We start from the raw sequence: 11,459 nt of genomic DNA on the forward strand, positions 1-11,459 counted from the left end.
ATGATCAGACAAAGCGACCTGCCCGACACCATCCCTGTGTTCCCATTGCCCGGTGCGCTCTTGCTGCCGCGCTCACGGCTGCCATTGCACCTCTTTGAGCCGCGCTATTTGCAGATGCTTGAGGACACCATGAAAACCTCTGCGCGGTTGATTGGCATGGTTGCGCCCAACAGCGGTAGTGGCGACCGGACCCTGCACACGATCGGCTGTGCCGGACGCGTCACGCAATTTTCTGAGACCGAGGATGGCCGTTATATGGTCACACTCGCGGGGGTGTCGCGCTTTCGCGTGATGCGCGAAGTGTCGGGGTTCACGCCGTACCTTAAGGCCGACGTCAGTTGGACCGGCTTTGAACGGGATTTGGGCAAGGCTGAGATCGACAAGGGCTTTGACCGGCCCGTGTTCATGAAGACGCTGTCGCGGTACTTCGAAAGCCAAGAGCTGAGCACCGATTGGGATTCGTTGAAGGAAGCGGATGAGGAGTTGTTGATTAACTCACTGTCCATGCTGTGCCCCTTTGATCCCGAGGAAAAGCAAGCCCTGCTAGAGGCACCATCTTTGCAAACCCGTCGAGAGACACTTGTGACGTTGATGGAATTTGCCATGCGTGGCGGACAAAACGAAGAGATTCTGCAATGAGCGAATTTGACCGCCGCATGCTAGAGGCGCTGGTTTGCCCGCAGACCCGTGCGCCCCTGAAATACGATGCGGAGGCCCAAGAACTTGTGTCCAAGGCCGCTCATCTTGCGTTTCCAATTCGCAACGGTATTCCCGTGATGCTGATTGATGAGGCCCGCAAGCTCGATTAAAGTGGGCGGCCTGTCATCAGTTGTGGCAGGTCCCCGGTTAATCCAGCGGCCTGTCGGATAAAGCCCCGGCGTAGGCCCGGCATGGATTGCACTGCCCCCATTCCCAAATCACGTGCAGCCCGCAAAATCGGGTTGTCGTTGGAAAACAGCTTGTTGATGACATCGGTGCCAACGGCCAGCGTCATGGTGTCGAACCGCCGCCAGCGTGCGTAGCGGTCCAGCACGTCTATGGCGCCGATATCCTCACCCCGCCGCTGCGCGAGTGTTACGACCTCAGCCAAAGCACCGATGTCGCGGTACCCGAGGTTTAGGCCTTGGCCCGCAATCGGGTGTATGCCGTGGGCTGCATCCCCGACTAGGGCCACGCGCGGTGCGGTCAGGTTTTGCGCTAGTGTCAGGTTCAGCGGATAAGTAAAGCGCGCGCCGGCCAGTTTGATCTGACCCAGAAAGCTGCCAAATCGTGGGCGCAGGATATCGAGGTATTCGTCTTCGGGCAGGGCGTTGATTTGGGCGGCGGCATCGGTGCGTTCGGACCACACGATAGAGGACCGATTGCCGGGCAGCGGCAAGATCGCGAGCGGACCAGCCGGCATAAAGAACTGGTGTGCGATGCCATTGTGCGGTTGCTCATGTTCAATGGCGCAGACCAGCGCAGTCTGGTCGTAGTTCCAACCGACACGCTTGATACCCGCGCGTTCGGCTGTGCCCGATGCCCGTCCGTCACAGCCCACAATCAATCGCGCGCTCAGTGTTGTGTCGTCGTCCAGTGTGACGGCGCCTGCGGTTTGGGCCACAACTGTGCGGCCATACATGCAGGTGATCCGATCATCCGCGTCGATCGCGTCCAACAGGGCCGCGCGCAGGATGCGGTCTTCGGCCATGTAGCCCATGGGCCCTTCCTCGATCTCGGCATAATCGAAGTGCAAAAAGTAAGGTGCGGGGCCTTCGCCAGCACGACCATCGGTGGCTTTGATCTCTAGCATCGGCTGGCAGGCGTCTTTGATCCCGTCCCAGATGCCCAGCGCGCTGAGCAGTTTGGTTGAGGCCAACGCCAGCGCATAAGAGCGGCCGTCGAACGTTTTGGCAAAGCTGGCGCGGGGCATGGCGTCAATGACTGCAACGCGAAATCCGCTCGCAGCCAGTGCAAGGGCAAGGGTGGGGCCGTTGAGCCCGCCGCCCACGATGATGATATCTTGGTCCATAGGGGGAATATGCGCGGGCGGGCGGGATTGTCCAATGCGCAGCCGACGGTTAGCGTGGCCTGCGACCATTTGCGGGAGGGGTGCAATGCAAGATTGGCTAACGATGACGGCGGCAGATTTGGGTCGTGGCATAGCACGCGGCGAGATCGACGGCGAAGCCTTGTGTGAGACCTATCTGGCTGCAATCGCGGCACACCCCGACGCGGACCGCATCTATGCCCGCACTACGCCAGAACGCGCACGCGCTGAGGCGGCAGCGGCGGCCAAGCGTGCCCGTTTGGGCCTGCGCGTTGGGCCGCTGGATGGCGTGCCGGTCAGTTGGAAGGACCTGTTCGACACCGCCGGTGTCGCGACCGAGGCAGGCAGCAAGCTGTTAGAGGGACGGGTGCCCGCACAGGATGCCGCTGTACTGAGTGCCGCAAGCCATGCGGGTACGGTTTGTCTGGGCAAAACGCATATGTCGGAACTGGCGTTTTCGGGGCTTGGCCTTAATCCGACGGTCGCCACTCCGCCGGGGCTACATGATCGCGGTTCGGTTCCGGGGGGATCCAGTTCCGGTGCGGCGACCTCTGTCAGCTTTGGGTTGGCACCGATTGCAATCGGCTCTGATACGGGCGGGTCGGTGCGTATTCCTGCGGCATGGAACGACTTGGTCGGGCTCAAGACCACGGCGGGACGTTTATCATGCGCGGGCACCGTGCCCCTTGTCACGAGTTTTGACACCGTCGGCCCGTTGGCTCGGTCGGTTGAGGATGCGGGCCTGATGCTTGCGGCCCTAGAAGGGGCGAGCGCGGCAGACCTGCGCGGTGCCACACTAAACGGCGCGCGGTTTTTGGTGCTGGATACCTACACAGAGGACGCACGCGAAGCGCCCCGTGCTGCGTTCAACGAAGCGGTGGCCAAGATTGCGGACGCGGGGGGCAATGTCACCCACGGGACACTTCCCATGGTGGATGAGGCGATGGCGTTGGCCGCAGTCCTGTTCACGCCCGAGGCCTATGGCACATGGGGTGATGTCATTGAGGCCGCTCCATACAAGATGTTTGACCGCATCCTTGAACGCTTCCGCTCTGGCAAGGATTTCAGCGGCCCTGATGTGTGGAAGGCTTGGAACACACTCAACCGGTGCCGCGCAGAATATGCAGCCGCCACGGCGCAGTATGATGCAGTCCTTTTGCCTACGGCCCCAATTTTGCCGCCCGATGCGGGCCGTTTGATGGCTGATCAGGATTACTACGTGACAGAAAACTTGTTGGCGTTACGTAACACGCGGGTCGGAAACCTGATGGGGTTGTGCGGCCTCAGCCTGCCCACCGGCACGCCTGCCTGTGGTTTGATGGCGTTAGCGGCTCCAATGGCAGAGGCGCGACTGTTGCGGATCGGTGCCGCTCTGGAGGCTGTGCTGGCCTAGAACGCGCCATTTCTCTGGACCCATCGGGGTGCGGCGGCTATCCTGTTTGAAATGGGGCCGTTAGAGCACCCGAATTGAGGCCAGTCGTATGCATCCACCCAAGCGGTTTTCCGAGCTGCCTGAGTACGCGTTTCCGCGTCTCCGCACCCTTTTGGGCGATTTGCCTGCGGGGCATCCGAACCCGATCCAAATGACCATTGGTGATCCGGGCCATGCCGCGCCGGGTTTCATCACCGAGGAAATCAACAAGCACGCCGCGCGGTTTGCGAACTATCCGCCGAATGACGGCGCGCCGGAACTACTGGATGCGATTGGTGGCTGGCTGGAACGTCGGTTTGGGTTTTCGACCGTGCCGGAGCAAATTCTAGCTCTGAATGGCACGCGTGAGGGGCTGTACAACACCTGCATGGCCCTTTGCCCCGAGGACAAGAATGGCCAACGGCCCGTCGTCCTGACGCCGAACCCGTTCTATCAGGTCTATGCCGTTGCCGCGCTGAGCGTGGGGGCTGAGCCCGTGTATGTTAACGCCACTGCTGAGAGCGGGCATTTGCCAGATTTCGCAGCACTCTCAAACGATCTGCTGGACCGGACAGCGGTCGCCTACATCTGTTCGCCCGCAAACCCGCAGGGCGCTGTGGCTGACAAAGCCTATTGGCGGCAGCTTTTGGCATTGGCCGAGAAGCATGATTTTATTGTTTTGGCGGATGAATGCTATTCTGAGATTTACCTCGATGCCCCGCCGACGGGTATCCTAGAGGTCGTTGCCGAAGACGGGATCGACCCTAACCGCGTTGTTGCGTTCCACTCATTGTCCAAGCGGTCCAACCTTGCCGGTCTGCGTTCGGGTTTTGCGGTGTCAGGGGCGGAAACGATCGCCCGGATGCGCCTGTTGCGTGCGTATGCTGGTGCGCCCCTGCCGTTTCCGTTGCAAATGGCTGCCGCGCGTGCATGGTCGGATGAGGACCACGTCATTGAGAACCGCGCGCTTTATGCCGCCAAATTTGACGTTGCAACCGAGATTTTGGGCAATATCCCTGGCGTGCATATCCCTGAGGCGGGGTTTTTCCTGTGGCTTCCCGTAGACGACGGAGAGGCCGCAACCCTGAAGCTGTGGCAAGAGGCGGGCGTTAAGGTTCTGCCCGGTGCGTATCTGGCGCGCGACACCGAAGACGGAAACCCCGGTGAGAAATTTATAAGGGTGGCTCTGGTGGCCCCCCTTGATCAAGTTCGCGATGGTCTGACCCGCCTGCGCGATTGTCTGTATTCCTAAGAAGAATAAGAGCACATTCATGGCCTATCCTACTCGCACACGAGACCCGCTTTTGGACAGTGGCACCCAAGCCGCGCTGAGCCGACGTTCGCGCGAAGGTATGGGAGTCGCGCTTTTGGGCGTGACGGTGTGTATGGCCCTGATGCTGTTTTCATATGTGCCGGATGATCCGAACTGGCTGGCCGCAACCGAGGCCGAGCCGCGCAATTGGTTGGGCCGGTTTGGGGCGTCCGTGGCGGCGCCGTTGATCCTTGTGCTGGGCGTAGCGTCATGGGGCATTGCGCTGTGTACGGGCGTTTGGGGCGTGCGGTTCTTGTTGCACATCGGCTCGGACCGCGCGTTCAGCCGGTCAATTTTTGTGGCCCCTTGGGTCGCGCTTGCGGCGATTTTTGCCTCAACACACGCGCCGGGGGCGTCTTGGGACCAAAGCTTTGGTTTGGGCGGGTTGTTTGGCGACACGGTTCTGGCCGCAATGCTGGGGATTTTGCCAATTTCAGCGATGGTCGGGCTAAAGCTGTTGTCGTTCGTTCTGTTCCTTGGGTTGGTTGCGCTGGGCAGCTTTGTTCTGGGCTGCGATCGTGCAGAACTTCAAAGAATGTGGACCTTTTTGCTGATGGGGCTGGGCACAAGCGCTGTTGGTGCCAAGGCTATGGGTCTGCAAATTGGCCGCGGGTCTGCGCGGATTATCGACATGATCCGCGCCCGTCGCGATGCGCGGCGTGGTCAGGTGGCTGAGGCCGCTGCGCAATCGCGTACCGCGACACCCCCGATGGCTGCGGCCGCGAAAACACCTCTGCTCAAGCGGATGCCCATCATCGGTGGGCGCTTACCCGAACCTGAGCTGATCGACCTAGACCCGATGTCTGGCGATGATATCCACGCTCCGACCGAGGATCGTGTGAAGGCTCGTATCGCGTCTGCGATTGAGGGTCGTGTGCAGCGCGGTCAGCCCGTAGCACCGCCCACCGCTGAGGCGGATGCAGGCTATGCGCATGTCATTCCGGATGAGCCGCCTTTGTCTGCGCCTACTGGCATGACGGAGCCCGCTGCCCGAGCGGAGCCGATGCTGACCCGCGATGAGCCACAGATCACATCCTATGATGCGGGCTTTGAAGCGGACGAAGACGGTCTCGTGGAGTATGATGCAGCGGATTACGCCGACGATATGCCCGACATGCCTGCGCCAGAAATGCGGCCTTCGTCGACCTCAATCATGCCCGGTGTGCAGCCCGGCGCGGTGATCAACCGAAAGGTTGTGCAGCACCCGCCCAAGAAACCTGTTGCGCCCTCACGGCAAGCGATGGCCGAGGCGCAGCCAAGCCTTGCGCTGGAACCAACCGCGCAGGTAGCGGGCTATGAGCCGCCGCCCCTATCGCTTTTGACCAGTCCTGACACGATTGAGCGCGCAATCCTAAGCGATGAAGCGCTCGAAGAAAACGCGCGGATGCTGGAAACGGTTCTGGATGATTACGGCGTTAAAGGTGAGATCGTGAGTGTCCGCCCCGGCCCTGTTGTCACCATGTATGAGCTAGAGCCTGCTCCGGGTCTTAAGGCCTCTCGTGTGATCGGCTTGGCCGATGACATCGCCCGGTCCATGTCGGCCTTATCGGCGCGTGTTTCTACCGTGCCTGGGCGTTCTGTCATCGGGATCGAACTACCGAATGAGACCCGGGAAAAGGTGGTCTTGCGGGAGATCATGTCCGGCAAAGACTTTGGCGATACGGGCATGAAGCTGCCCCTCGCACTTGGCAAAGACATCGGCGGCGCGCCGATTGTGGCCAACCTAGCCAAGATGCCTCACCTGCTGATCGCGGGGACCACGGGGTCGGGTAAATCCGTTGCGATCAACACGATGATCCTGTCGCTTTTGTACCGGTTGCCGCCCGAGGACTGCCGGATGATCATGATCGATCCGAAAATGCTGGAACTCAGCGTTTATGATGGCATCCCTCACCTGCTTAGCCCCGTTGTGACGGACCCCAAAAAGGCGGTTGTCGCCTTGAAATGGGTCGTGGGTGAGATGGAGGAACGCTACCGCAAGATGTCCAAAATGGGCGTACGGAACATTGAAGGTTATAACTCCCGCGTGGCAGATACGCTCGCCAAGGGCGAGATGTTCTCGCGCACCGTTCAGACCGGATTTGACGACGAAACCGGTGATCCCGTGTTTGAGACCGAAGAGATCACACCAGAAAAGCTGCCCTTTATCGTCGTGATCGTCGATGAGATGGCTGATTTGATGATGGTTGCAGGCAAAGAGATCGAAGCTTGTATCCAGCGGCTTGCACAGATGGCGCGGGCGTCGGGCATCCACCTGATCATGGCCACACAGCGTCCGTCGGTTGACGTGATTACTGGTACGATCAAGGCGAACTTCCCCACCCGGATTTCGTTCCACGTGACGTCCAAAATCGACAGCCGTACTATCCTGGGTGAGCAGGGCGCCGAGCAACTGCTGGGCATGGGTGATATGCTGTATATGGCGGGGGGGTCCAAGATTACCCGTGTGCACGGCCCGTTCTGTTCAGATGAAGAGGTCGAGGAAATCGTCAACCACCTCAAATCCTTTGGCCCGCCGGATTATGCGGCCAGCGTGCTTGACGGTCCTGATGATGAAAAGTCGTCGGACATTGATGCGGTGCTGGGACTAGGCGGAAACACCGATGGTGAGGACGCGCTCTATGATCAGGCCGTGGCGATTGTGGCTAAGGATCGCAAATGCTCAACTTCCTACATTCAGCGAAAGCTGGCGATTGGCTACAACAAGGCCGCGCGTTTGGTTGAGCAGATGGAAGACAACGGCATCGTGACGCCTGCCAACCATGTCGGCAAACGCGACATCCTCCTGCCGGAGCAATAACAACCCCACCGCCGCGCCCGGAATTGACAAAGATCAGGCCGGGCCGGCGGTGATCTGTCACCCTGACTATGCATCGCAAAGCAGGGGTGATGGTTTGATTGGTCAAAAAACAGTGGCCGCGTTTGCGTTAGGCGCGATGGTTCTATCGCTAACAACAGGGGCGCTGGCAGAGACTGTCGTTTGCAGCGAAAGCTTGGTTTCGGTGACCGCCCCAAACGCCAGCCGCGCGCAGTCGGTTTGTACCACGGCTATGGCAACGCTGCCCAAGTTGGCTCAATGCGATCTTCGACTTTCACATCCGCTCTCGATTACGGTTTTGAATGACTTGCCGGGGGTGAGCGACACATGCTTTGGGTACTATGTCTGTGACGGTCACCGTATCTTTGTCAGATCGCCCGGTGGGATCGCTGAAATTACGCAGCTTAGTCGGCTGTATAAGGACATTGCGCCTGAAGTCGTGTTCGACAGCATTGTGGTGCATGAGGTATCTCATGCGGCGTTTGAACAGACGGCCTGCGAAGATGCGCTGTGTTTGGCCAACCACGAGTATGTCGCCTATGTCATGCAGATGTGGTCATTCCCGCTGGTTGTTCGACAAAAGATTGTTGAGCAATTTGGCCAAGATGAGCCAGTGGAGCCGATCCGGTTGAATGATCTGATCGCAGTTATCGCACCGGAAAAGTTCGCGGCTCTTGCGTGGCAACATTTCAATCAGCCCGGAAATGGGTGCGATTTTGTCGGGGCTCTTGTGACTGGAAACGTTAGCCTTGAGATCCTCTGGCAATAGCGGCAAAGGCGATTTCCCGCGCGGATGTGATGGTGCGTGTGCAGACTGCTCTTGGCGATGGGGCTGCAGTTGTTATGTGTTGGGGTATGAAACATGTTCTCCTTGCGCCGTTGCTTTGGCTGGCCCTAACGCTTCCGTCCTTTGGTGAAGAAATCTCGCTTGAGGCGATCAATGGATATTTGAACAGCTTTACGACGGCGCGAGCGGATTTCACGCAGGTGAATGGTGATGGGTCAGTGTCCACTGGTACGCTGCTGATGCGGCGTCCGGGGCGCGCCCGGTTTGATTATGACGACAGTGATGCATTGGTGATTGCCGGGGGCGGACAGGTCGCGATCTTTGACCCGGTGTCCAACACGCCCCCCGAGCAATATCCTCTGCGGCGCACACCTCTGACCCATATCCTTGCACGGAACGTGGATTTATCGGCATCGGGGCAATTGGCGGGTTATGATTACAACGGGACCGCAACCTCGGTCGTGTTGCAGGACCCCGAACAACCCCAGCTGGGTAATATCCGCTTGGTGTTCACCGCAAACCCCGTGGCTTTGCGCGAATGGATCATCACCAACGAAGGCGGCGGCCAGACGACGGTCATGTTCGATACGCTGGAAACGGGTGTGCAGATCGGCGCACGGGAGTTCAGCATCGTGCAGGAAAGCCAAGCGCGCGGCTTGAACTAGATCGCGATCCGCCCAAAACTGGTTCTGTATAATGTAGGGAGCCAGACTGTGACGCGCACGATCGAATTTTGGTACGAATTTGCCAGCACTTATTCTTATCCTGCGGCGATGCGGGCGGACCGCGCTGCTGCGGAGCACGGAGTTCAGGTGATTTGGCGGCCGTTTCTGTTGGGCGTGATCTTTCGCGACATGGGCTGGACCACATCACCGTTCAACGAGCATCCCGCCAAGGGCGCCTACATGTGGCGCGACATGGAGCGTATTTGCGCCAAGCAAGGTTTGGAGTTCGAACGACCTAGCCCATTTCCCCAAAACGGTTTGAATGCAGCGCGTGTTGCGATGGCTTTGCCGAATGACGCGCGGGGTGCGTTTAGTCGTGCGGTATACGAGGGGCAGTTTGCCCAAGGCCGCGATATTTCGAACCCGCAGTTCCTGATGGATGCCTTGGCTCAGATTGGCCAAGACGCATCTGCGGTTTGGGAGACTGCAATGAATGACGCGAACAAGACGGCGTTGCGGGATCAAACAGCACAGGCCCAAACGCTTGGCATCTTTGGGGCCCCGACGTGGCGCACCCCCGATGGGGAGTTGTTTTGGGGCAATGACCGGCTTCAGGATACCTTGGACTGGATGGACACCGTGCCTGTCTGACACATCTGCTCACGCAGCTACTCTAGGATCACGGTCAATTACGTTCCCGTGATCTGGCGGGTTTGTCCCTGTGCGGGTGCCCAAATCAGTGCAATGTCGTCCAAAGACACGAACCCGAGGAGCCCGTGATGTTTAAGCCTTTTACGCCCGACCTGACTGCTGCGGATGTGACGCCACAATCGATGTGGCTAAACCGGCGTCAACTTCTTGCGGGTGGGGCTGCGGCCTTAGCGACCGGTAGCATCGCACAACCCACACGCGCCGAGATGCTCACGCCGAACACGTTAGAGGAAATCACGAGCTACAATAACTTCTATGAGTTCGGCACTGGTAAGTCAGACCCTGCAAAGTATGCCCATATGCTCACGACCAGCCCGTGGGAAATCAAGATCGACGGGATGGTGGACAACCCCGGCACCTATCCCTTGCAAGAGTTGATTGGTGACTTGGATATAGAGGAACGCATCTATCGGTTCCGCTGTGTTGAGGCGTGGTCGATGGTGATCCCTTGGAACGGGTTTGAGCTGAACAAGGTGCTAGATAAGGTCGGCGTTCAAGCTGGGGCCAAGTATGTGGCGTTCGAAACACTGGTCCGCCCAGAAGAGATGCCCGGCCAGCGCGGTTTTCGTAGCAATATCGAATGGCCCTACCGAGAGGGGCTGCGCCTGGATGAGGCGATGCATCCCCTGACCATGATGGCGACGGGCATTTACGGTGAGCCGATGGCCAACCAAAACGGCGCGCCTATCCGTTTGGTTGTTCCGTGGAAGTACGGGTTCAAGTCGATCAAATCCATTGTGCGGATCACCTTGGTCGATAAAGAACCGCCAACGACATGGAACATGCTGCAATCCAGTGAATATGGGTTCTATTCTAATGTGAACCCAGAGGTGGATCACCCTCGGTGGAGCCAAGCGTCTGAGCGGGTTATCGGCGGCGGATTGTTCCAACAGCGCAAAGATACGTTGATGTTCAATGGGTATGAGGATCAGGTTGCCTCTCTGTATGAGGGTATGGACCTGCGGGAGTTCTTTTGAACCGGGTTCAAGTCATAGGTCACCGCATAAGCGGGGGTGTGCGTAAGGTTCCAACATGGCCAGTTTACCTGTTGGGCCTGCTGCCACCTGTGTGGTTGTTGTACCAAGGGATTACAGGCGGCCTTGGTGTCGATCCTGTTAAGGTCATGGAACACCAGCTGGGTATATGGGCGTTGCAGCTTTTGCTTGCTGGTTTGTGCATCACACCTCTTATGCGGTTTGCTCGGCTCAACCTGCTCAAGTTCCGTCGTGCGGTAGGGGTGTTGGCCTTCCTCTATATACTCTTCCATTTGGTTGTATGGCTGGTGCTGGATATTCAGCTCCGCTGGGGAGAGATCTGGGCCGACATTGTAAAGCGTCCCTATATCACCGTGGGGATGGCTGCCTTTGTTCTGGCAATCCCATTGGTGGCGACATCGTGGAATGGGGCGGTTCGTCGTTTGGGGGCTGCCACCTGGGGCAAGCTGCACCAACTGACATATATAGTCGTCCTGCTGGGGGCGGTTCACTTCATAATGCAAGAGAAGGTGTGGACGATTGAGTCACTTCTCTACCTTGGGTTGGGCATCGGGCTGGTTGGTCTGCGGTTGCCAAAGCTGGTTGGACGTCTGCGAGCACGTAGCGACCAAAAACTGACACCAGGATGAGTTGCGACGACTCGGAGCGACTCGTTTTTGTCAGTCGGACGATGCGAGTCGGCGTTTCGTAGTATTTTTCCCCCCTCGAACCCCCAAATATAGGGTGTGGTC

11 protein-coding genes are annotated in these 11,459 nt (G+C 58.6%); 10 read left to right on the forward strand and 1 reads right to left on the reverse strand.

Features of this window, described 5'->3' with window-relative positions; translation table 11 throughout:
- Complete coding sequence (locus PM04_RS13220) at positions 1-639, forward strand: LON peptidase substrate-binding domain-containing protein (RefSeq protein ID WP_038007618.1); 639 nt, start codon at positions 1-3, stop codon at positions 637-639.
- Entirely contained in the window at positions 636-809 is a 174-nt protein-coding gene (locus PM04_RS17725; protein WP_072936805.1) for a Trm112 family protein, read from the forward strand. The genes PM04_RS13220 and PM04_RS17725 overlap by 4 nt, the downstream gene beginning before the upstream one ends.
- Here the strand turns inward: PM04_RS17725 and PM04_RS13225 are convergent.
- Complete coding sequence (locus PM04_RS13225; protein WP_038007621.1) at positions 806-2,011, reverse strand: FAD-dependent monooxygenase; 1,206 nt, start codon at positions 2,009-2,011, stop codon at positions 806-808. The genes PM04_RS17725 and PM04_RS13225 overlap by 4 nt on opposite strands.
- 85 nt (positions 2,012-2,096) lie before the next feature.
- On the opposite strand from PM04_RS13225, the gene PM04_RS13230 reads away from it, so the two are divergent.
- From PM04_RS13230 to msrQ, 8 genes are all read left to right on the forward strand, one after another.
- A complete protein-coding gene (locus tag PM04_RS13230; protein WP_038007624.1) occupies positions 2,097-3,422 on the forward strand; it encodes an amidase in 1,326 nt (441 codons plus the stop codon).
- An 88-nt stretch (positions 3,423-3,510) separates the two neighbouring features.
- Positions 3,511-4,692 (forward strand): aminotransferase class I/II-fold pyridoxal phosphate-dependent enzyme, encoded by a 1,182-nt coding sequence (locus PM04_RS13235; protein ID WP_038007626.1) that lies wholly within the window; start codon positions 3,511-3,513, stop codon positions 4,690-4,692.
- Between the two features lie 19 nt (positions 4,693-4,711).
- Complete coding sequence (locus tag PM04_RS13240) at positions 4,712-7,552, forward strand: DNA translocase FtsK (RefSeq protein ID WP_038007628.1); 2,841 nt, start codon at positions 4,712-4,714, stop codon at positions 7,550-7,552.
- 94 nt (positions 7,553-7,646) lie between these two features.
- A complete protein-coding gene (locus PM04_RS13245; RefSeq protein ID WP_152594037.1) occupies positions 7,647-8,339 on the forward strand; it encodes a DUF6639 family protein in 693 nt (230 codons plus the stop codon).
- Between the two features lie 86 nt (positions 8,340-8,425).
- Positions 8,426-9,022, forward strand: coding sequence for an outer membrane lipoprotein carrier protein LolA (locus PM04_RS13250; protein ID WP_052068481.1), 597 nt, complete (start codon positions 8,426-8,428; stop codon positions 9,020-9,022).
- A 48-nt stretch (positions 9,023-9,070) separates the two neighbouring features.
- Positions 9,071-9,673 carry a 2-hydroxychromene-2-carboxylate isomerase gene (locus PM04_RS13255; protein ID WP_081946097.1) on the forward strand — a complete coding sequence of 201 codons (603 nt, stop codon included), beginning with the start codon at positions 9,071-9,073 and terminating at the stop codon, positions 9,671-9,673.
- Positions 9,674-9,801: 128 nt separating this feature from the next.
- On the forward strand, positions 9,802-10,710 hold the full coding sequence (gene msrP, locus PM04_RS13260) for a protein-methionine-sulfoxide reductase catalytic subunit MsrP (protein WP_038007632.1): 909 nt from the start codon (positions 9,802-9,804) through the stop codon (positions 10,708-10,710).
- A gap of 38 nt (positions 10,711-10,748) precedes the next feature.
- Positions 10,749-11,357 carry a protein-methionine-sulfoxide reductase heme-binding subunit MsrQ gene (msrQ, locus tag PM04_RS13265; protein ID WP_234702871.1) on the forward strand — a complete coding sequence of 203 codons (609 nt, stop codon included), beginning with the start codon at positions 10,749-10,751 and terminating at the stop codon, positions 11,355-11,357.
- The last annotated feature ends 102 nt before the right edge of the window (positions 11,358-11,459 follow it).

Source organism: Thalassobacter sp. 16PALIMAR09 (assembly GCF_000765485.1).
Classification (GTDB): Bacteria; Pseudomonadota; Alphaproteobacteria; order Rhodobacterales; family Rhodobacteraceae; genus Thalassobacter; species Thalassobacter stenotrophicus.

What these genes read in the sequence shown, in the direction of transcription:
- PM04_RS13240 (WP_038007628.1), top strand. Translation starts at nt 4,712, where the DNA reads ATGGCCTATCCTACTCGCACACGAGACCCGCTTTTGGACAGTGGCACC.
- PM04_RS13250 (WP_052068481.1), top strand. Translation starts at nt 8,426, where the DNA reads ATGAAACATGTTCTCCTTGCGCCGTTGCTTTGGCTGGCCCTAACGCTT.
- PM04_RS13230 (WP_038007624.1), top strand. Translation starts at nt 2,097, where the DNA reads ATGCAAGATTGGCTAACGATGACGGCGGCAGATTTGGGTCGTGGCATA.
- msrP (WP_038007632.1), top strand. Translation starts at nt 9,802, where the DNA reads ATGTTTAAGCCTTTTACGCCCGACCTGACTGCTGCGGATGTGACGCCA.
- PM04_RS17725 (WP_072936805.1), top strand. Translation starts at nt 636, where the DNA reads ATGAGCGAATTTGACCGCCGCATGCTAGAGGCGCTGGTTTGCCCGCAG.
- PM04_RS13225 (WP_038007621.1), bottom strand. Translation starts at nt 2,011, where the DNA reads ATGGACCAAGATATCATCATCGTGGGCGGCGGGCTCAACGGCCCCACC.
- PM04_RS13235 (WP_038007626.1), top strand. Translation starts at nt 3,511, where the DNA reads ATGCATCCACCCAAGCGGTTTTCCGAGCTGCCTGAGTACGCGTTTCCG.
- PM04_RS13220 (WP_038007618.1), top strand. Translation starts at nt 1, where the DNA reads ATGATCAGACAAAGCGACCTGCCCGACACCATCCCTGTGTTCCCATTG.